The sequence below is a fragment of the Stanieria cyanosphaera PCC 7437 genome, assembly GCF_000317575.1.
Taxonomy (GTDB): domain Bacteria; phylum Cyanobacteriota; class Cyanobacteriia; order Cyanobacteriales; family Xenococcaceae; genus Stanieria; species Stanieria cyanosphaera.
On sequence record NC_019748.1, the window covers coordinates 4,363,606 to 4,383,466 of the forward strand.

The window sequence follows — 19,861 nt, forward strand, 5'->3', positions numbered from 1 at the left end:
TCCTTAGAAAGTAGTTTAAATTTCTTAAGGTTTCTTCTTCTATGTTTACGTGCAACTCACGGATTTGTAAAATGCTTATTTTTTAATACATTGATTAGTTATGCTTATTATTCATAGAATCAAGTATATGGATAATAAAAAATATATACACAAAAATCAATTAATGCAAGCAATTAATCAAAACTATAATGGCTTAACTTCTAGAAAGACGCTGTACTGCTTGACCCCCTAATAAATGATCTGCTTCGATTAATAAATCAGGAATTTTATCTGCATGAGGACTATTTTTTAGACAAGGTTGCAAATTAAACTGTTTAACTCGATCCGCTTTTGCACCTGGAAACCAATGCCCACCATTACCCAAAAGGTTATACCGCATCTTGGCATACTCTACCATGTCATAGGCTAGAGCTAAATTTCTCAACCATAAAATCACAGGGATATTAATCTTACCTGGTGTTTCTTCATAATTAGGTAACCCTACATTCCAAGTACGTACCCATTCCGATCCCAAAGTTGCGATCGCAGCTTGTTCAAGTCGTTCTACAATTGGTGATAAAATTGTTTCTGCTTGGTCTAGCAAAGATAGTGCTTTAAGATGTTCATCAAAATCTGATGGTCTAGCAGCCCCTAAACTAAGAGTATGAACTTGAGGATGGGACAAACAAAATAAATCGTTAAATACCATCGGACTGAGAGGCTGACAGAGTTGCACTAATTTCTGAGGCGGATCGTAGAGTTTTCCTCCTTTATCAGAAGGACTAATAATAAATACGCCCATATCTTGACATTGGGCAGCTTCGATGGCTAACCAATTATTTTGATTGATGTAATACCAATGAAGATTTACATAGTCAAATTGTCCTGTTTCAATCGTCTTGATAATAATTTGTGTCGATCCGTGAGTTGAAAAACCAATAAATCTCACTTTGCCTTCTGCTTGCAATTTTCTCGCTTCATCTAAACATCCTCCTGGGCGAAAACTCTGTTGAAAAGTTTCCTCATTATTGATGCCATGGAGTCCTAATAAATCAACATATTCTAATTTCAAAAATTTGAGAGATTGATGAAATTGTCGGCAAAATTCTTTCGGATCAGGTTGAGGAGATATTTTGGTTTGAACAATTAGTTTTTCTCTGGGTAATTTGGGTAAAATTTTACCTAGTTGCATTTCCGAACTTCCATAACCTCTAGCCGTTTCGATATGATTAATCCCAACATCAAAGGAACGACGAATAGTTGCCTCCAGATTGCGTTGATTATCTCCAGGAATTTGCCATTGAGGTAGATCTTGCCATTTGTATTGATATCTCATGCCCCCACAGGAAAACACTGGCATTTGTAATTCTGTCCGTCCAAACCGTCGATACTGCATTGTCAGTCAAAAAAAAATATCACTAAAAGTATCAAGTTTATCTTAATATTTGTTTTACAATTAAGGTGAGTTAGCTTAAACATACGATCTAGAATTTAAACTTCAAGCTAATAACTCAATTTATTTTGTGGTGAACTAAATTGAAATTTTATGGCGATTTATTAGCAAAAATATGCTGGAGCAATTACTCCAGCCTTTATAACTAAAAATTATTTCAAGTTGCAACTCGTTAATTAAAATTAAACAAAAATGTTCTAGCAAAAAAAGCTGAGACTATAGTAAGTAATAACACTAAAATAATAATAGCCCAGTTTTTATATTTGTTAGTTTGAGTTTGCTTAGTTGTTAATCCTTGTTGTTCTTTTAATTGAATTTGTAAATTATCTAACAAAGTTTCTTGCTCTTCTAAGTCATTTTGAAGCGTTTCGTTACTAGCTATTGTTTCGGACAATTGTTTTTCTAATTGACTATTTTGTTGTTGTAAGTTTTCTTGATTGTTTTTTTCGATTTGAAGTTTTTGTGTTAGTTGATTAATATTATTTTCTTGTGTTTGTAACTTCTGTTGTAGTTGCTCATTATTTTGTTCCTGTTGTATTAGTTGTTGTTTAATTTGAGTAAGATTATCTTCTTTACTTTGTAATTCTTGTTGTAAGTTACTAACAGATTGTTCTCGTTCAGTTAGCTGTTGTTTTAAGGTTTGGTTTTGTCCTAATTCTTGTTCTAAGACAGCTTGTTTTTCGGCTAACTGTTGCTGTAAATCTTTGCTAGATTGCTCTTGAGTTTCTAACTGTTGTTGTAATTGATTAATTTGTTCTGATTGTTGAGTAACTTGTTGTTGTAATTGAACCAAGCTATCTTCTTTACTTTGTAATTCTTGTTGTAAGTTACTAACAGATTGTTCTCGTTCAGTTAGCTGTTGTTTTAAGGTTTGGTTTTGTCCTAATTCTTGTTCTAAGACAGTTTGTTTTTCGACTAACTGCTGCTGTAAATCTTTGCTAGATTGCTCTTGAGTTTCTAACTGTTGTTTTAGTTGAGCAAGATTATGTTCTGTGGTTTGTAGTTGTTGTTGTAAATTATTAGCAGATGTTTCTTTTTCGGCTAACTGTTGTTTTAACTGACTAATTTGTAGTTCCCAATCTTCAGCTAATTTCTTTTTCTTTTCGTTATTTTTTATTTGTTGAGCTTTTTCTAATTGTTGTTCTTGTTCTTTTAGTTGTTGCTTAATTTTTTCAATCAAATCATTTTTTGTTTCTAAATCTTTGTTTAATTGGGAAATATTTTCAGTTTGTTGAATTATTTTTTGATTTAACCCTTCAATATCAGAAATAGTACTAGTTTCAGGAGCAACTCCACCAGTTAAGACTGTAATCTGAGGATTGTTATCAATAGATTCAAAAGCAATAGTTTGATCTGCATTTGTACTAGCGATCGCGAGAGTTCCATTAGCTAAACTTTCAATTAATTCTGATTTATTTAAACCAGTTGCCTTCACTATTTTATTAAAATTTTCTAAAGCCGAAGGTGTTAAAGAAATGCCAATTTGTGATTTTCCAATGAGATCTGAAGCTGAAGATTTAGTAGCGGTTGCGCGTTTTTTTCTTGCCATAATATTTACCTCCGAATGCTTTAGTTAAGAACAATTGTGCTGAAATAATAAGATTTTATCAATAAAGCGACTAAAGCTATTAATGCTAATGATAACAAGACATTACTGATTAAATTATTGCTTTGATTATTTCTTTCTAAAATTATTTGCTTTAATTGTTCTTCTAACTGACTAATTTGTTGATTTTTAGCAGATAGTTCTTGTTGTAAAGATTGAAATTGATTATTTTGTTGTTTTAGTTGTTCAATTTGAGTTTGGTATGATAGCAGTTGTCTTTGCAACTGAGAATAAGCTTCTTGATCGACTACATTTTCTGACTGGATTTGACTTGATTGACAACTAGAAAAAGATAAATTTTCTGCTTGATTGCTCGCTTTCGATTCTGTATCAAAATTAATATTTTCTTTAGCTTCAACAGCAGCAATTGTAATCTCGCCTTTAGCTATTTTTTCAATCAAATTAGATTGAGATAATTTTAGCTGTTTAGCAATTTGTTCTAAGTTACGAAAAGTGCTTGGAGAAACAGGAATATTTAATTTTGTTTTAGTTACTGCTGAATCTCGCGAGTTACGACGTCTTCCCCTAGCCATATTATGTCTATTTTAGTCACAAAGAGACTGTGAAAATTAGTATATGGCAGTAGGTGTAATTAAGATAGCCAGCTTTATAATTAAGTAATCATTCTTATAAATTAGTCTGTTTGGTTCAATCTTGCCAAAAAAAAAGGGCAATTTCAAAAAACCAATTTTCTTTTTGCCCTGATTTATCGTAATAATTAATAAATTAAATTACTCAAACGAGTATTTAATGCTTCTCTAGCTTGTTCGCGGTCATCAAAATGAATTTTTTCTGTTCCTAAAATCTGATAATCTTCATGCCCTTTCCCTGCAATTAACACTCCATCTCCTGGTTGTGCATCACTAATTGCCAAATAAATTGCCGAAGCGCGATCGCTAACTACAATAGAATTAGCAGACTCAGGAATACCTGCCAAAATATCAGCTAAAATCCTTTGCGGATCTTCGGTACGAGGATTATCTGAAGTAACTATCACTACATCGGCTAAATCAGCAGCGATTTTACCCATAAGGGGGCGTTTAGTGCGATCGCGATCTCCTCCACAGCCAAAGACACAAATCATTCTGCCTTTAATAAAAGGACGTGCTGCTGTGAGAAGATTTTCTAAACTATCGGGAGTATGAGCATAATCAACAATCACGCTAACATCTTGGCGATCGCTAAATTGCACTCTTTCCATTCTGCCTGGCACACCGTTAAATTGAGGCAAATGTTCGGCAATGGTAGCTAAATCAACACCTACATTTAAAGCTGCGCCTACTGCTGCTAGTAAATTAGAAAGGTTAAATTGACCGACTAATGGCGAACTAAAAGGTATTTCGCCAACAGGAGTATGTAAAATACCGCTAACTCCATTAGGTTGATAGTTTAAATTGCTGGTACATAAATCAGCCGAAGAATCGCTCACACTGTAACTCCATACCCGATTGCGATCCAACTTTTTAATCAAACGCTCACCATAAATGTCATCTAAATTAATAATAGCTTTGCCTGGGAGATATTCAGGACTAAACAATAAAGCTTTGCAGCGAAAATAATCTTCCATATCGCGATGATAATCGAGATGATCTTGAGTCAAATTAGTAAAAACAGCCACCTCAAAAGCACAATTTTTCACTCTTCCTTGCGCCAAAGCATGGGAACTTACTTCCATGACTGCATATTTATTGCCTGCTTCAACTGCTTCAGCTAGCTGAGATTGCAACTCAACTGCAAACGGAGTAGTATGTAGTGCAGTTTGTTGATAGCCAAGCCAACGAGTATAAAGAGTACCAAATAAAGCTGTCGGTAACTGAGATTTACTTAAAAAATATTCAATCAGATGAGTTGTCGTAGTTTTGCCATTCGTTCCTGTTACTCCGATCAACTTAAGTTTTTTCGCAGGATATTCATAAAAAGCAGCAGAAATTGAAGCACAAGCAGCCACCATATCTTCCGCCTCAATTATACAAGCATCCTGGTTAGGAGGTTGTTTAGCTACTGCTTGAGGAGTAACCAAAGCTGCTACCGCACCTGCTGCTACTGCACTTTGCCAAAATTCACCTCCATCTACTCTTGTACCTGGCATCCCAATAAATAAATCTCCTGCTTGACAAGCATGAGAATTGGTACACAATCTTTTGACTTCGGTATCTAAAGCAGAATGTTCGGAGATTTTTCTCACACCAGAAATTTTCAACAGTAACTCACGCAGTTTCATCATTTTGATTTTTCAGTTGAGTAAATTTGGATGATTGGATGATAGATATTATTAGCTTGTTCCTGATTGATTGTGGCTATATTTGTAGATTGATTAAATTAAATATTTCTGTAACATTTGTTCCAATTGTTTAACAGAAGCGCGAGGAGAAAGACGGGGTAAGGGCTTTTCTCTATCTTGTAATTTTTGACACAGTACAGGAATTTCATATTGGTAAACAGCAAACCAATCTTCCCTAGTAGTAATATCACGAATTTCTAAAATAAATTTGGGCTGATTTACTTGAGTTAATTTTTCTTGTAATCCTTCACACAAATGACAGCCAGGCTTACTATAAAGAATTAAAAACGTTGAACCCATTGAAGATAATTGTATTTAAATATTTAAAATTATATATTTTTTGTTACTAACCAAGTTAGACTTAACCTTACTAATTACATGAGTTATGGCAATCCTCGAAGATTTGTGAACATAAGTTATTATCAAAAGGCAGAAGTCAGAAGGCAGAAAGTATAAAGTAGGTTAATATTTTTTCATGAATGATTGAGTACTGCTATATAAATAATTTATAAAAATAATTAAGTTTAGAGATTGTTCGTTAATTAAAAATTGCTTTGTTTTGCGCACGGAACATTTAAAATTAAACAATCGTCTAAAAACTACTGCTTATTTTTATCGCATCAAACGTAGCTTACGGGAAAAGAAAATATCTGCTACGTTAACTTTTTGGCTCATAACATTAAACAAAAATGACAATAGAAAAAACAAACAAGCAGACTCTGAGTTTCTGCCAACTCTGGAATATGAGTTTTGGTTTTTTTGGTATTCAATACGGTTGGACTTTACAAATAGCTAATACGAGTGCTATTTATGAATATCTTGGAGCTAATGCCGAACAAGTTCCTCTTCTTTGGTTAGCTGCACCGCTAAGTGGTTTATTTGCTCAACCAATTATTGGTTATTTTAGCGATCGCACTTGGACTTGTATTGGTAGAAGAAGACCTTATTTTCTGATTGGTGCTATTCTTAGTTCGATCGCACTAGTTTTAATGCCTAATTCTCCTAGTCTGTGGATTGCAGCAGGTTTGTTGTGGATTTTAGATACTTCTTTTAATATTAGTATGCAGCCTTTTCGGGCTTTTGTATCTGATTTATTACCCAAACAACAAATTACTAAAGGATATACAATCCAAGGATTTTTTATTGGCTTTGGAGCAGTTATAGCTTCTTTAACTCCATTTTTTCTCAATCACTTTTTTGGCATAACTAACAGCAGTACTTCTGAACATACAATTCCTTTAACTGTAAAAATATCCTTTTATTTAGGCGCAATCATTTTATTATTCACTGTATTTTGGACTATTTTTACTACAAAAGAAAATCCTCCAAACACCATTGAGCATAATAGTCAATCTACAAATCAATCATTGACAATTATTGGACAAGAAATTCTGCTCCTCATTAAAACCATGCCTAATACTATGAAACAATTAGCAGGCGTGCAGTTTTTTACGTGGTTAGGAATGTTTTGTGTCTTTCTCTATTTGCCAACTGCGATCGCTCATCATATTTTTGGTGCAATAATAGAAGGTTCTCCTTCATATACGGCGGGAATTGAATGGGCAGGATTTTGTATTGCTGTTTATAACGCAGTGTGTTTTATTTTTTCTTGGTTTATTCCGAAAATTGTTCGAGTTACCAGTCGTAAAGCAACCCATTCTTTGTGTCTCTTCTGTGGTGGTTTAAGTACTATTTCTTTGTTATTTATTCATAATCAGTATTTGATTCTAATACCCATGATTGGCTTTGGTATAGCCTGGGCTAGCATTTTATCAATTCCTTATGCAATTTTATCTGATAGTTTGACAACCAAAAATACAGGTTTTTACTTAGGTATTTTCAATACATTTATTGTAGCTCCGCAAATTGTAGCTTCTTTAGGTTTGGGTTGGGTGATGGTGAACTATTTACATAGCGATCGCTTATTAGCGGTAGCCTTGGGAGGTGTTTGTTTAGTTTTAGCTGCCTTCCTAGTTAAAGGAGTTGAAGATCCTGCAAACAATAACCAGATCGATCCAGAAGTTACTTGTTGCGATCTTATTTCCTAAAAGTCTTAAATGCAGTTTTGTAGAACTAGGCTTCGCTTGACTGCTTTATTGCTCAATTTACTGAGATATATTTTACTTCTGCACCCTTGGGCCTCTACCTGTTTAAGAACTGCTGTAGCTAAATCAAAAAAAAATCAGACTGTACTTTGCGATCTCGGCACAGCCGAGGCGCGTAGCGATCGCTATAGTTTTCTCCTAAAAGATTGGACTACCATTTTAAAGCACCTTAATCAAATATAAGTAGTAATAGTAGCGTTATTAGTAGCTCGGTTTTTTTGAGTATTATTGCCAAACAAAACAATCTTAAAATTAATACCCATTTTTAGTTATATTAATGTGTCACTACTGAAATTAATATGTCACTTTAATGGCATTTTTAAATAAAATTCTGCTTAACTTTATTGACGCGATATTACTATGAATAGTTTGACTAAGGCTGAAACACCAATCAAAGATATCACAATTGCTCTAGAACGAGATGTGTTTTTACGTACCTTAATTCGAGAGTTAGCAGGTACATTACAAGATATAGTCGGTTTAGAAGAAGCGTCAGGATTTATTAGTGTAGTGGGTCAAAACATGGGAAGGCAAATCAACCACGACTATAAAACGGCTCTAGAAGTATCTTATCTAACGCGAGAACAAGTAGCTGATGTTTTGGTAGATTTGAAGAAGCGAATCCAAGGTGATTTTTATATTATTGAACAAACAGATGAAAAAATTGTTTTAGGAAACCGTGTTTGTCCATTTGCCGAAAAGGTAATTGATCGCCCGGCAATGTGTATGATGACTTCTAATGTTTTTGGTTCTATTGCAGCAGAAAATTTAGGGTACGCCAAAGTAGAACTAAAAGAAACGATCGCAATGGGTGCGCCTGAATGTCAAGTGGTCGTTTATTTAAAACTCACACCAGAAGCAGAAGAAACTCAAGGAAGAGAATACTTTAAGGGAGACAACGAGGGATGACCCCCGAACAGTTTCTCGAATTCGCTAGACCCCTACCAGAACCTATGTTCCTAGTTACAAGTTCTGGTCAAATACTAGCTGCCAACCTTTCATTAACTAAGATTTTGGGGCTAAATCGTCAAATTATTCAAGAAAAGACGCTCTTTGAGGTTTTCAGCGATCCTGCCGATAAAATTAAACAGTATCTGCGTGCTTGCTCAAGCAGTAGAGAAATGGTAATTGGCTCATTAACGTTGAATAATAATGGAGAAACTTATTTATATCGCTGTGAAGGTGCGGTAATTCGCCCTTGGTCACCAGAATCACCAGCACTTATTTTGTTGCGCTTCAAAAATAGGGAATCCGCTAGTAGTCGATTTACGCTGTTAAACAAAAAAATTGATGAATTAGCCAAAGAAATTCGACAACGCCAACTAGCAGAAGAAGAACGAGCTAAACTTCTGGTGCAGGAACAGAAAGCACGAGCAGAAGCTGAAAAGCTTAATCGATTGAAGGATGAATTTTTATCAAATGTTTCTCATGAATTACGAACTCCCCTGAATGCCATTCTTGGTTGGTCTCAGCTTCTTCGCACGAGAGAGACAGATGAGGTAACCAGAAATCGTGCTTTGGAAACAATCGAGCGCAATGCTAGATCTCAGGCGCAGTTGATTGATGATCTTTTAGATATTTCACGTATTATTACAGGTAAGATTCGCCTCAATGTACAAACGATTCAGCTATTGTCAGTGATTGAGGCAGCAATTGATACAGTAAGACCTGCTGCCGATGCCAAATCCATTCGGATTCAATCGGTGCTAGATCCAGCAGCAGGACCAGTTTTAGGTGACCACGAGCGGTTACAGCAAATCGTTTGGAATCTCCTTTCCAATGCGATCAAATTCACACCTAAACACGGGCGAGTTCAGGTTTACCTACAACGCATTAATTCTCATATTGAAATTGTCGTAACAGATACGGGTCAAGGTATCAGTAGCGAATTCCTTCCTTACGTCTTTGAACGGTTTCGCCAAGCAGATATTTCCATTACTCGTTCCTTTGGTGGACTGGGGTTGGGTTTAGCTATTGTCCGTCAATTGGTAGAGTTGCATGGTGGCACAGTTCATGCTGAAAGCCCAGGACCAGGACAAGGCGCAACGTTTACAGTAAAACTTCCACTGATGGCGGTTAGAGCGACAGTAATTGAACCAGAACGGGTGCATCCAGTGGTAGGAGGCAGCGTTCCTTTTAACTGCTCCTCTCAACTAGATCAATTGAAGATACTGATTGTAGATGACGACCCAGATATGCGGGATTTACTGATCTACACAATCGAAGTTTGTGGAGCAGAAGTCATTGCAGCAGCTTCAGCAAACGAAGCAATCTTATTATTGAGCGAATCTTCACCACCGTTTGATATCTTAATCAGTGATATCGGAATGCCAGATCAAGATGGTTATGCTCTGTTGCGTCGAGTCAGAAGACTAGAACCACAACGGGGAGGTAAAATTCCTGCGATCGCTCTAACCGCTTATGCCCGAACCCAAGATCGCACGGCTGCCCTTTTAGCAGGCTTTCAATCCCATATTGCCAAACCCGTTGAACCTGCTGAATTAATCGCAGTGATTGCAAATTTGGCTGGACGAATTAGAGATATTTAAGACAACCATAAAGCTATTACTGCCCCGTTGTCCGAACCATTGAGTTTAGATACGTATTTAAAGAGTTGATGAAGTAGCTTGATTTGAGTTTTTGGGTAGGAGTAGAGTGGTGACTAATGGACGGATTTTGGACGGATATCGTCATTCTAAGGTACTAGGTTGTAGGCAAAAGTCCTACTAGCTATATAAACTATTTTACGGGTGCAGTAGGACTCGAACCTACAACCTACGCCTTAGAAGGGCGGTGCTCTATCCATTGAGCTATGCACCCAAACAGAAACTATTGTATCAGAAGCTAGTGGCTCTATTTACGGAGCTACCTATTTAAAGAGTAAAAACTGACCGTGTTTAACCACGGCTTTTTATTATACAGGATTTATTTAAAATGCAACAATCGGCTTTCTAAATCTGCTAAGAAAGCCAAGTAGGTAGTAATTATTTATTGTTCAATTCTGACTCGCTTCGTTACCATTGTAATCCCGTCTCCCCTGACTAAAATTGCAGACAACCAATGGTTTTCAGGTAGACGAGGAGCAGTTACCAACTTGTAAATCCCGCCCGCAGGTAAAGCTTCTAGTTCAAGATTACTAGGATTTAAATAGCGATCGCTTCCTGTTGGCTCTTCTACTGTTGCACCTAATAAAACCTTATCTTTTAGGGGTTCGGTGACCACTACATCAAAATTATATTTTTCTCCTACTTTGACTGTTTCTGGTGCAATAACCTCTACTTCAGGAGGATTATCCCCCGTAGTTATTTGAGTTTGCTCAGATAAAATTTCTTGGCGAACTAATTTTTGCTCTTGAAAATACTGACGAGAGTGTAAAGTTGTATCAAGGTTCATCGTTCTACCCTGAGATTGACTTGTCCCTTGAATTTGAGTTACTGTTTCAGCTACTAATTGATCTCCTGTTTGTTGCCAAGATTTAATTGTTGTGGTGTATTGCAATTGAGGATAAGTCTTCCATAGTGAAGTTAAAGCTTGAGAAAGAGAAGTAGGAGTTAAACCGTCTGTATTAGTAAAATTAGGGCTGTAATATTCCATTACTGCTTTTAAATTTTGATTGTTAGCAGCCGTATCGATTTTGGTAATAGTTTCTTGTAGTGCTGCTGGTGCATTCGCAGAATTTTCTGCTCGGATTGAATTATTTACTCCCCAACTAAGTAATAAAAAGACTGACAAGCCTAAAGATTTAACCCAGTCGCTAGATAATACATTTCTTTTTTTCATAGTCTTGATTTGGCTTTGAGCAAAGTTTATAGAATCTTTAACTTATTAAAACAGATTCTTAACGCAACCTTCATTCTTGCGGGTTCAAAAGAAAGCACAATAAAATAAAAAAGTAGGTAAGAAAATTTGAGCAAATATTAAATAAATATAAAAGTTATTTTTAGGGAGGTCTAATTTTTTTATTGAAATAAACATTCATAAGTGAACTGCATCAGTCGTCAGGATTGTTGCAAAAACTTAAGTTTCTTCCGCTCCAAATTAACTTTAAATTTCTCCCTCACACAGCCACAGAGAACAATGAAACTTATACTAACCAGGCTTCTCTCTGGCAGTATTTTGTGCTGCCTTTGTTTAAATTATCCTGCTTGGGCAGAATCAATTTATTCTCAACAATCAAAACCAACTGAGCCAATCTTTTTATCAGCAAAAACACTGAGCGATCAAAATTACTCAATTTTAGCTGCTGATTCAGATTTAAATTATCCAACTCTTAAATATTTTCTCTCGATTGATAACACAAAAGACATTTATAGAATTAATAGTATAGATAATTGGTCTGTAAATCGCAATAGTTTTAGTCCTAATTTAATTACTTCTGATTCTAAACCTTTATCTTTAGAAAAAGCTCCTTTTACTTATCATCAACAACAAGGAAATCTTGTTTTAGGATTTCAAAATACTTTTTGGTCAAGCGAAAATAAAGAAAAATATTGGGGTTTAACTGCGGTTGAGACTTGGGGAGCGGAAAACAATCATAATTTAGTTCAGTCTAATTCTTCTTTTCCTTCTTTACCAAAGGGAACTAGTTCCTTGACGGTTTCTGGTGGCGGGAAAAAAAATCTTATCGAAAAAACTGATGTCTTGGGAGAATTTCCTGATTTTCGCGGTGGTGTTGCTTTTCAACAAGGAGTATCTCAAGACGTTACTGTAGGTGTTGGTTTTGTTTATGACAATTTAGTTTTAGGTTTTACTCAATTATCTTATAAACCAAGTAACTTACCCTTGCAAACCAATATTTCTGTAAAAACAGGAAAAGAGGGAATTGAGTTACATTCTCATCTCAACTTTAAGCCATCTGATAACTTTGTTTTGAATCTTTATACTGATGAACAGGAACAAAAATTCGATCTCAAATGGGGAGTCGCATCTGGTTTAACTTTGACAGCTAAGGGGAACAGCGAACAAGATTCTCTTGAGGCAGCAATTGCATCTGAGAATTTTGTTTTAAACTTTTATACTGACGAGCAGGAACAAAAATTCGATCTCAAATGGGGAGTTGTATCTGGTTTAACTTTAACAGCCAAGGGAAATAGTAAAAAGGATTCTCTTGAAGCAGGAATTAAATTTGCTGTCAAAAATGAAAATTTTGCGCTTAATGCGATCGCGGGACTGGACAATCAGAATAATTTCCAGTGGAATATTACTTCTCAATTTGACAATTTAAAATTAGCTTATGTAAGTAATACATTCAAAACCCACTCAGAATTGAGTTACGATGTTTTAACTTTAAAAGACTCAGGTTTAATTTGTTCTCTGTTTGTTAACTATGAAAGTCGTGAAATTAAAAAGAACGATGAATATTTAACAATTGCAGGTTGGCGAGTCGCTTCTGGCGAAAAATTTGGTAATCATCAAAATAGTTGGCAATTTAACTTTGGTTATGGCGTTGGTTCCCAGGGGAAAGGAGTTGTTGCTTCTGCTGCTACTGCGGTTTCTTCCGATTTATTTTTGAAACTGACTTTGCAAGAAGTATCAGTGGTTTCTAACGAATTAAATTTTAAGTTAGAACTTGGAAAATAATTAAGTCTTAACCTTTGCTGCAATGATTTTTTTGGTACTTAGCAGTAGATAGACAAAATCTTATGTATATATTTGTTGTACGATCTAGTGAAATAAGACTAAGATTTATCAAGATTTACAACTAAAAATTGAGAGGTTTTAATTCATGCCATATACCGAAGAAGACGGGGGAAGACTCAATAATTTTGCTGTCGAACCAAGAATGTATACAGCCGAACCCCCGACTAAAACTCAACAACGCAACTATTTAGTTTTTGGCGTACTTGCTTTGTTGTTGATCGGTGGAGTAATTTCGGTAGCAGTGTTTGCTTCTAACGCAAGTTAAACGATTAGAAAAAAAATTAGTACGATCAACCCCGTGTTTTACAAACAGTTGGCTAGCGCGGGGGAATTTATATTTTTTTTGGTGTAAGTAAATTATTAAATTCAAAATTGGAGGGAAATAATCGTCAAATGTGGAAATCTTTAATTGCTAGTTTATTAATAGTTGTAAGTATAGTTCTTTCTAGTTGCTCGGCAGGAGTTAGTGGATTACAAAGTTATGTTAATCCTAGTCAAGGATACGAATTTCTTTATCCCAACGGTTGGATTCCAGTTGATTTAAAAAAACCTTCTCCTGGTGTAGATGTAGTATTTAGAGATTTAATTGAACGTGGTGAAAATCTGAGTGTAATTGTTAGTGATGTTCCTGCTGATTCTACTTTAGAAGAACTGGGAACTCCTTCGGAAGTAGGTTATCGTTTTTTTAAAATGATGAATAATCCTGAGTTTGATCGTCAGGCTGAATTTCTAACGGCTGAATCGAAAGACAGAGATGGAAAAACTTATTATCTTCTAGAATATGAAGTAGAATTACCCAATCAACAACCAAGACACAATGTTGCTAGTGTGGCAGTTAGTCGGGGTAAGTTGTTTACTTTTAATTTGTCAACTACTACTGATCGTTGGTCAAAAGTTCAAGACACCTTTGAAGTAGCTGCCAGATCTTTTACAGTTAGATAATTGTTGCTTGTGAGTGTACCAGTTTTTGTTTTAGCGTCAGCTTCTCCTGCCCGAAAAAAATTGTTGCAATTAGCAGGAATAGAACCCATAGTTTGCAGTAGTAATTTTGACGAATCTCAAATACAGTCTGAAGATGCAATTGAATTAGTCGAGACTTTGGCTAAGTGCAAAGCTGAAACTGTGGTAAATCAATTTTCTGATGCTTTAATTTTGGGCTGTGATTCTGTGTTAGAAATAGCAGGAAACATTTATGGCAAACCAGAATCTCCCCAAGACGCGATCGCTCGATGGCAAATTATGCGCGGTAAAGTAGGAATATTGTATACAGGTCATGCTTTACTAGATTTAAGACAAAATCAACAACTGGTTAGTTGTGGCATTACAAAAGTTTATTTTGCTAACCTTAGCGGTCGCGAAATAGCAGCTTATGTTGCTAGTGGAGAACCGCTTAAATGTGCAGGTAGTTTTGCTTTAGAAGGAAAAGGCGGATTGTTTGTTGAGAAAATTGAAGGCTGTCATAGTAATGTGATTGGTTTGAGTTTGCCTTTGTTGGCGCAAATGTTGGCACAATTAGGTTATAGTGTCACCGATTTTTGGCAAAGTTAATCTTTAATCAGGACAACATCAACGTGGATTAAAAATTATGGAATTAGCAAACCGTCAATGGTGGGTAGAACGTTGGTTGGAATTACTTGATTCTTATCGTTTTAAAAAACGTCTCGAACGAGGTAGAAACTACGCCAGAGAAGGTAATGTTCTCAGTATTGAGTTTGTGGGTTCACAAGTATTAGCCAAAGTGCAAGGAAGTGAAGCCCAACCTTATCAAGTATCATTGTCCCTAGCTTCTTTTACTGATGAAGATTGGAGTTTTATTACTCAAACAATGTCTGAAAAAGCAATTTTTTCGGCTCAATTATTAGCTGGAGAAATGCCTGCCAATATTGAAGATGTCTTTACGGCAAATGGTTTGAGTTTATTTCCTTTTTCTTTAACCGAAATTCGTTCCCGTTGTAGTTGTCCTGATAAAGCTAATCCCTGTAAACATATTGCTGCTGTTTATTATCAATTGAGCGATCGCTTTAGTGAAGATCCTTTTGTTTTATTTCAACTGCGAGGACGTACTAAAACTGAAATTTTGGATACACTTCGGCAATTACGTAGCAATAAAGTTAATTCTGAATCAAACACTTCTTCATTAGACTCAACCTCAGATGTAATTGCGACAGAAAAGTCATCTCAATCAACCAAAACAAAAACTTCAGAAAACACTGATTTAAAAAATTTTTGGCAATATAACGAGCCTTTAGAACCCTCTTTAGTAGTTATTACTCCTCCTACTGAAGGTAAAATTATTTTGGATTTGTTAGGAGAAATTCCTTTAGCTACTGCTGATGCCGAAGCTTTGAAACAATATTTAATTCAGGTTTATCAAACTACTTCCCAACAGGCAATTATGACGGCTTTAAATCGAGATTGAACTTAAAAGCTAGTAAGTAGATTGATGTACAGACGTTCTATGGAACGTCTCTAATATTTAACGAGGTCGAGAGCGATCGCTAAACAAACCTAATAGAGGCCCCAAAATCGCCCCAAAAATAAACCCCCCTGCGTGCGCCCAATAAGCCACCCCAGCAGTATTCTCTGGTAATCCTAAAGAAGCAACACTACTAAAAGCTTGTTGAACAAACCAAAAACCCAGAAAAAATACCGCAGGAATTCTAACTGTAGTAATAAAAAAACCTAAAGGAAGTAAAGTCAAAATTTGCGCTTTGGGATATTTTAAAATATATGCTCCCATCACACCTGCGATCGCACCACTTGCACCAACCGTAGGAGTAATAGAATTCATATCAAAAAACCAATGAGTTAAACCAGCTAAAATACCACAACCCAAATAAAAAAGCAAAAACTTGAAATGTCCCAAAGAATCTTCAATATTATTGCCAAAAATCCAAAGAAATAGCATATTAAAGCCGATATGAGCCAAACCACCATGCAAAAATTGAGAAGTAATCAGGGTTAAATATTCTGGTACAGGTTGGTTAGAAGGAGAACCAGCAAAACTCGCACTTAATTGTCTAGGAATAACAGCATAAAGCTGAAAAAAATCATTTAATTGAGAACCCAAAGACACTTGGTGGATAAAAACTGCAATATTTATGCCAATTAATACGTAGACAACTACTGGCGTTGTGTAGCTTGGATTATCATCATTTAAAGGTATCATTAGTATTTTTCCTGGAAATATTTTTTAAATGTAATATTTTTAGCTTAAGCTTGTATTTTAAACAACAAAGTTAATAACGCGAACCTGTACCGTAGGAAATTTTCCTAGGAGGTTCGCGTTGGCTGATGGAATCAAGATTTGATCCTATTTTACACTGCTGAAATTTGATTGCTATGGTGGTTGTCTGGAATAAAGGTTCGCGTGCAAAAATTAAAACCACCAGTGGCAAAGTTAAATATCTTGGCTAAAAAATTGTCAAATGTCGTCTTGCTGCGCTGACAAATTATTTGATTGCAACGCTATTAGATACAAAATTTTTACAGTAACAAGCGCTTCGACGTGTCACCGACACGTCTGTACAAAAGTAAAACTAATTTCTACTACAGAAACAATCGAAATGGTGGAATAATTGCTCATTTATCAGCTATTGACTATACCCTTAAACCTGTGGCGTTGGTGAATGAAGGTCTGATTGATTCACCAACGCCAAGTATATTTTCGCTCTCATATCCCACCAATGATATTGTCCAGTTAAATAATCATTTAAGATGATTTCTTCAAGACAAAAATAGGACATGGAGATTCAAGCTAAGGTTTCTGGACAATAGCCTAATCCCCTGGTGAATTGCTGACGAAAAGCTTCTATTTCTTTAGTATCAGGCATTCCGTGAGCTACTACTGCTACTTGATAGCGACGCATGACTTCTACAGGAGACTGTCCTGTTTCTAGACTCCAAAATACCATCTGCAAGCGCATTTCTGGGTCATAAGTAATACCTAATTCACTCATAAATGCTCTAAAATCACCATGAAGCTCAGGAGTAAGAGATTGAGGAAATCTAACTTTAACAATCCAGCCATCAATCTGATGAATAACAGTAATTGAAGCATTTCGGGCGTGCTTCATAATCCGAAGATAATTGATTGTCCGTAAAGTCAGACTGGCATTAGCTAGAAAGTAGAGGTAATCCATAAACAATTTACTGAAGCTTTACTTAATCTAGTGTCACAAAAAATTAAACCCTTCGCCTAGGGGAAAAGCACCCGATTTTCTTGGCGTACTATAGGGGAAATCACCCATTTTTCACAATCAAATTGAACTACTACTTACAGTATGAATCTAGATAAATTGCTTTCTAGCTATGGCTACGAACTACCTTCAGAATTAATTGCTCAAACTCCAGCCGTCCCAAGGGATAGTTCCCGTTTATTAGTAGTGAATTCACCTACTACCCAATTTCACAGTCGTTTTTCTGAGCTAATTGATTGGTTATTACCAGGTGATCTATTAGTTCTCAACAATACTCAGGTGATTCCGGCACGTTTATATGGTCATAAGGCTACAGGCGCACCTGTGGAAATTTTACTTTTAGAAGAGAAAAAAAACAATTGCTGGTTAGCTTTGGTGAAACCAGGAAAACGTTTTAAGTTGGGAACAGAAATTTATTTTGATTCAGTTGACAAGAGTGTAACTAAGGAAGCAGAATTTAAAGCTCAAGTAATCGAGCGAGATGAAGCGACAGGAGGAAGAATTCTACAATTTTTTTGTCCTGAAGGTAGATCTTTTTGGCAGATGTTAGAGGAGTTTGGGCAAATTCCTTTGCCTCCCTATATTAATCCTGATTCTTTTCCATCAGAACCTTCAAATTCGTTATCGCTGTCTTCACAATATCAAACTATCTTTGCTCAACAACCAGGAGCGATCGCAGCACCAACGGCAGGATTGCACTTTACTGAAGAATTATTGCAAAAATTACAAGCTAAAGGTATCAATCAAGCTTATTTAACTCTTCATGTAGGAGTAGGGACATTTCGCCCTGTGGAGGTAGAAAATATTACCGATCATGTGATGCATCAAGAATGGATTGAATTGCCATTAGCAACTGTCGAGCAAATTAACGCTACTAAAGCTAGAGGTGGAAGAATCATTGCTGTAGGAACAACTGTAGTTCGCGCTTTAGAAACTGCTGCCAAAGCTTCTCAAAATCAAACATTAAAGCCGTTTCGTGGTAAAAGCGATCTGTTTATTTATCCTGGTTATCGTTGGCAAATTGTTGATGGTTTAATTACTAATTTTCATCTACCTTATTCTAGTTTGTTGATGTTAGTTAGTGCTTTGATTGGTAGAGAACGTTTACTAGCTTTGTATGATGAAGCGATCGCAAAACAATACCGTTTTTATTCTTTTGGTGATGCCATGTTAATTTTGCCTGAAGCTAAACTAGGTTAATCGTTTTATGAAGCAAATTATTGCCCCACTCAAACCCTATTTACGTTGGTTTATTTTGGGTGGAAGTTTGTTTTTTCTGCTCAAAACTTTTAAGGATCGCTTTGCAGAAGTCACGACTATTAAAGTAAGTTCTCAAGGATGGTGGCTACTAGTAGCTGCTTTAATTATTACGTTGGTAGCGCATATTTGGTCTGGTTATGTTTGGACTTGGATTTTAGCAGTTTTTCGGCAATCTTTTAATCGATGGTGGGGCATTAAAATTTATTTGATTACTAATATTGCTAAATATTTACCTGGTAATATCTGGCATTTTTATGGACGTATTTCAGCCGTTTCTAAGGCGGGAGGTTCTTTAGGAGAAGCTACTTTAAGTGTTTTACTAGAACCATTATTAATGGCAGCAGCAGCTTTACTCATTGGTTTAGTTAGCAGTTTGATGGGTTGGGTTCACACCAGTTTTAGTATTCAAGTATGGAGTTTACAAATTCTGGCTTTAACTACTGTCTTGATTGGTATTCATCCACGAATTCTTCAACCAATTTTGCAGCGTTTAAGTCGTAGTAAAGCACAATTAACTGAAGGCAATCAAGTTCACCTTCATACGTATCCTCTTCTGCCTTTAATAGGAGAAATTGGGTTTGTTTTATTGAGGGGAGTCGGATTTATTTTGACTGTTTTCGCTTTATATTCTTTTACACCCCAGCAAATACCTAGCTTAATGAGTGCTTTTAGTTTTGCTTGGTTACTAGGATTAATTGTTCCTGGTGCGCCTGGAGGGATAGGTGTATTTGAAGCAACTGCGATCGCTATTTTAGCTGATTCTCCTATTTCTCAGGGAGTTATTTTAGCTGCGGTCGCTTGTTTTCGTTTAATCAGTATTTTAGCAGAAGCGATCGCTGCTGGTTTGGCTTGGTTACTACCTCAACTTAACAACTAGACAATTAATTTAAAAAGTCAAAATTTTTTCAGCAATTTTTTTTTCTATCGGCATTACTGATAATCGATTACCTTTTTTAATGACTAATAATTGCTCCTCACTAAACTCTTGTTTTAATTTACTCAAAGTAATAATCTCAGGAAAAATTTGCACAAATTCAACTAATACTGTTTGCCAGCGAGGAGATTCTGAAGTTGATTTAGGGTCGTAATATTGATTGTTAGGATCGAATTGAGTAGGATCGGCAAGATTATTTTTAACTATTTTCATCAAACCTACTATGCCAGGATTTTTAGTATGAGAATGATAAAAAAAAGCTAAGTCTTCTAGCTGCATTTGTCTTAAAAAATTTCGAGCTTGATAGTTACGAACCCCTTCCCAAATTGTTTGTTTTTCCTGAGCTAAATCGTTGATGCTATAAACATTGGGTTCGGATTTCATTAACCAATAATTCATTTTTG

At 35.8% G+C, this 19,861-nt stretch carries 20 protein-coding genes and 1 tRNA gene; 11 read left to right on the plus strand and 10 right to left on the minus strand.

Going from position 1 to position 19,861, the window contains the following annotated elements; genetic code table 11:
- Positions 1–193: 193 nt before the first annotated feature.
- The 5 genes from STA7437_RS19000 to STA7437_RS19020 form a co-directional block, all read right to left on the minus strand.
- Positions 194–1,375 carry an aldo/keto reductase gene (locus STA7437_RS19000; RefSeq protein WP_015195005.1) on the minus strand — a complete coding sequence of 394 codons (1,182 nt, stop codon included), beginning with the start codon at positions 1,373–1,375 and terminating at the stop codon, positions 194–196.
- Between the two features lie 229 nt (positions 1,376–1,604).
- Entirely contained in the window at positions 1,605–2,981 is a 1,377-nt protein-coding gene (locus STA7437_RS19005; protein ID WP_015195006.1) for a coiled-coil domain-containing protein, read from the minus strand.
- 20 nt (positions 2,982–3,001) lie between these two features.
- Positions 3,002–3,571: a hypothetical protein gene (locus STA7437_RS19010; RefSeq protein WP_015195007.1), complete on the minus strand. Its 570-nt coding sequence runs from the start codon at positions 3,569–3,571 to the stop codon at positions 3,002–3,004.
- Between the two features lie 185 nt (positions 3,572–3,756).
- On the minus strand, positions 3,757–5,262 hold the full coding sequence (locus STA7437_RS19015; RefSeq protein WP_015195008.1) for a UDP-N-acetylmuramoyl-L-alanyl-D-glutamate--2,6-diaminopimelate ligase: 1,506 nt from the start codon (positions 5,260–5,262) through the stop codon (positions 3,757–3,759).
- 90 nt (positions 5,263–5,352) lie between these two features.
- Positions 5,353–5,619 carry a glutaredoxin family protein gene (locus STA7437_RS19020; RefSeq protein WP_015195009.1) on the minus strand — a complete coding sequence of 89 codons (267 nt, stop codon included), beginning with the start codon at positions 5,617–5,619 and terminating at the stop codon, positions 5,353–5,355.
- Positions 5,620–6,008: 389 nt separating this feature from the next.
- Here STA7437_RS19020 and STA7437_RS19025 point away from each other — a divergent pair, with 389 nt between their 5' ends.
- The 4 genes from STA7437_RS19025 to STA7437_RS19040 all read left to right on the plus strand — a co-directional run bounded on the left by STA7437_RS19025 (position 6,009) and on the right by STA7437_RS19040 (position 9,973).
- Positions 6,009–7,367: an MFS transporter gene (locus STA7437_RS19025; protein ID WP_015195010.1), complete on the plus strand. Its 1,359-nt coding sequence runs from the start codon at positions 6,009–6,011 to the stop codon at positions 7,365–7,367.
- Between the two features lie 9 nt (positions 7,368–7,376).
- On the plus strand, positions 7,377–7,607 hold the full coding sequence (locus STA7437_RS19030) for a hypothetical protein (protein WP_015195011.1): 231 nt from the start codon (positions 7,377–7,379) through the stop codon (positions 7,605–7,607).
- A 177-nt stretch (positions 7,608–7,784) separates the two neighbouring features.
- On the plus strand, positions 7,785–8,333 hold the full coding sequence (locus STA7437_RS19035) for a methanogen output domain 1-containing protein (RefSeq protein WP_015195012.1): 549 nt from the start codon (positions 7,785–7,787) through the stop codon (positions 8,331–8,333).
- Entirely contained in the window at positions 8,330–9,973 is a 1,644-nt protein-coding gene (locus STA7437_RS19040) for an ATP-binding protein (protein WP_015195013.1), read from the plus strand. The genes STA7437_RS19035 and STA7437_RS19040 overlap by 4 nt, the downstream gene beginning before the upstream one ends.
- A gap of 198 nt (positions 9,974–10,171) precedes the next feature.
- On the opposite strand, the gene STA7437_RS19045 is transcribed toward STA7437_RS19040, so the two are convergent.
- Positions 10,172–10,244: transfer RNA gene (locus tag STA7437_RS19045), tRNA-Arg, on the minus strand.
- A gap of 168 nt (positions 10,245–10,412) precedes the next feature.
- Positions 10,413–11,204 carry a hypothetical protein gene (locus tag STA7437_RS19050; protein WP_015195014.1) on the minus strand — a complete coding sequence of 264 codons (792 nt, stop codon included), beginning with the start codon at positions 11,202–11,204 and terminating at the stop codon, positions 10,413–10,415.
- 297 nt (positions 11,205–11,501) lie between these two features.
- On the opposite strand from STA7437_RS19050, the gene STA7437_RS19055 reads away from it, so the two are divergent.
- The 5 genes from STA7437_RS19055 (at position 11,502) to STA7437_RS19075 (ending at position 15,483) form a co-directional block, all read left to right on the plus strand.
- Complete coding sequence (locus STA7437_RS19055; protein WP_015195015.1) at positions 11,502–13,004, plus strand: hypothetical protein; 1,503 nt, start codon at positions 11,502–11,504, stop codon at positions 13,002–13,004.
- Positions 13,005–13,149: 145 nt separating this feature from the next.
- On the plus strand, positions 13,150–13,329 hold the full coding sequence (gene psb34 / locus STA7437_RS19060; RefSeq protein ID WP_015195016.1) for a photosystem II assembly protein Psb34: 180 nt from the start codon (positions 13,150–13,152) through the stop codon (positions 13,327–13,329).
- 128 nt (positions 13,330–13,457) lie between these two features.
- A complete protein-coding gene (gene psbP, locus STA7437_RS19065) occupies positions 13,458–14,006 on the plus strand; it encodes a photosystem II reaction center PsbP (protein WP_015195017.1) in 549 nt (182 codons plus the stop codon).
- Between the two features lie 9 nt (positions 14,007–14,015).
- Entirely contained in the window at positions 14,016–14,612 is a 597-nt protein-coding gene (locus tag STA7437_RS19070) for a Maf family protein (RefSeq protein WP_015195018.1), read from the plus strand.
- Positions 14,613–14,649: 37 nt separating this feature from the next.
- Entirely contained in the window at positions 14,650–15,483 is an 834-nt protein-coding gene (locus STA7437_RS19075) for an SWIM zinc finger family protein (RefSeq protein ID WP_015195019.1), read from the plus strand.
- A gap of 57 nt (positions 15,484–15,540) precedes the next feature.
- Here the strand turns inward: STA7437_RS19075 and STA7437_RS19080 are convergent, their stop codons facing one another.
- Together STA7437_RS19080 and STA7437_RS19085 are read right to left on the minus strand one after the other, a co-directional pair.
- On the minus strand, positions 15,541–16,233 hold the full coding sequence (locus STA7437_RS19080) for a rhomboid family intramembrane serine protease (RefSeq protein WP_015195020.1): 693 nt from the start codon (positions 16,231–16,233) through the stop codon (positions 15,541–15,543).
- A gap of 583 nt (positions 16,234–16,816) precedes the next feature.
- Positions 16,817–17,206, minus strand: coding sequence for a hypothetical protein (locus STA7437_RS19085; RefSeq protein WP_015195021.1), 390 nt, complete (start codon positions 17,204–17,206; stop codon positions 16,817–16,819).
- A gap of 141 nt (positions 17,207–17,347) precedes the next feature.
- Here STA7437_RS19085 and queA point away from each other — a divergent pair, with 141 nt between their 5' ends.
- Together queA and STA7437_RS19095 are read left to right on the plus strand one after the other, a co-directional pair.
- Positions 17,348–18,463: a tRNA preQ1(34) S-adenosylmethionine ribosyltransferase-isomerase QueA gene (queA, locus tag STA7437_RS19090; protein WP_015195022.1), complete on the plus strand. Its 1,116-nt coding sequence runs from the start codon at positions 17,348–17,350 to the stop codon at positions 18,461–18,463.
- Between the two features lie 7 nt (positions 18,464–18,470).
- Positions 18,471–19,400 carry a lysylphosphatidylglycerol synthase transmembrane domain-containing protein gene (locus STA7437_RS19095; RefSeq protein WP_015195023.1) on the plus strand — a complete coding sequence of 310 codons (930 nt, stop codon included), beginning with the start codon at positions 18,471–18,473 and terminating at the stop codon, positions 19,398–19,400.
- Between the two features lie 9 nt (positions 19,401–19,409).
- Here the strand turns inward: STA7437_RS19095 and STA7437_RS19100 are convergent, their stop codons facing one another.
- Positions 19,410–19,856 carry an EVE domain-containing protein gene (locus STA7437_RS19100; RefSeq protein WP_015195024.1) on the minus strand — a complete coding sequence of 149 codons (447 nt, stop codon included), beginning with the start codon at positions 19,854–19,856 and terminating at the stop codon, positions 19,410–19,412.
- Positions 19,857–19,861 lie beyond the last annotated feature (5 nt).

Coding starts and splice junctions, on each gene's coding strand:
- STA7437_RS19010 (WP_015195007.1), bottom strand. CDS start 3,571: ATGGCTAGGGGAAGACGTCGTAACTCGCGAGATTCAGCAGTAACTAAA.
- psb34 (WP_015195016.1), top strand. CDS start 13,150: ATGCCATATACCGAAGAAGACGGGGGAAGACTCAATAATTTTGCTGTC.
- STA7437_RS19055 (WP_015195015.1), top strand. CDS start 11,502: ATGAAACTTATACTAACCAGGCTTCTCTCTGGCAGTATTTTGTGCTGC.
- STA7437_RS19035 (WP_015195012.1), top strand. CDS start 7,785: ATGAATAGTTTGACTAAGGCTGAAACACCAATCAAAGATATCACAATT.
- STA7437_RS19005 (WP_015195006.1), bottom strand. CDS start 2,981: ATGGCAAGAAAAAAACGCGCAACCGCTACTAAATCTTCAGCTTCAGAT.
- STA7437_RS19020 (WP_015195009.1), bottom strand. CDS start 5,619: ATGGGTTCAACGTTTTTAATTCTTTATAGTAAGCCTGGCTGTCATTTG.
- STA7437_RS19030 (WP_015195011.1), top strand. CDS start 7,377: ATGCAGTTTTGTAGAACTAGGCTTCGCTTGACTGCTTTATTGCTCAAT.
- STA7437_RS19025 (WP_015195010.1), top strand. CDS start 6,009: ATGACAATAGAAAAAACAAACAAGCAGACTCTGAGTTTCTGCCAACTC.
- STA7437_RS19085 (WP_015195021.1), bottom strand. CDS start 17,206: ATGGATTACCTCTACTTTCTAGCTAATGCCAGTCTGACTTTACGGACA.
- psbP (WP_015195017.1), top strand. CDS start 13,458: ATGTGGAAATCTTTAATTGCTAGTTTATTAATAGTTGTAAGTATAGTT.
- STA7437_RS19095 (WP_015195023.1), top strand. CDS start 18,471: ATGAAGCAAATTATTGCCCCACTCAAACCCTATTTACGTTGGTTTATT.
- STA7437_RS19050 (WP_015195014.1), bottom strand. CDS start 11,204: ATGAAAAAAAGAAATGTATTATCTAGCGACTGGGTTAAATCTTTAGGC.
- STA7437_RS19075 (WP_015195019.1), top strand. CDS start 14,650: ATGGAATTAGCAAACCGTCAATGGTGGGTAGAACGTTGGTTGGAATTA.
- queA (WP_015195022.1), top strand. CDS start 17,348: ATGAATCTAGATAAATTGCTTTCTAGCTATGGCTACGAACTACCTTCA.
- STA7437_RS19000 (WP_015195005.1), bottom strand. CDS start 1,375: ATGCAGTATCGACGGTTTGGACGGACAGAATTACAAATGCCAGTGTTT.
- STA7437_RS19080 (WP_015195020.1), bottom strand. CDS start 16,233: ATGATACCTTTAAATGATGATAATCCAAGCTACACAACGCCAGTAGTT.
- STA7437_RS19040 (WP_015195013.1), top strand. CDS start 8,330: ATGACCCCCGAACAGTTTCTCGAATTCGCTAGACCCCTACCAGAACCT.
- STA7437_RS19100 (WP_015195024.1), bottom strand. CDS start 19,856: ATGAATTATTGGTTAATGAAATCCGAACCCAATGTTTATAGCATCAAC.
- STA7437_RS19015 (WP_015195008.1), bottom strand. CDS start 5,262: ATGATGAAACTGCGTGAGTTACTGTTGAAAATTTCTGGTGTGAGAAAA.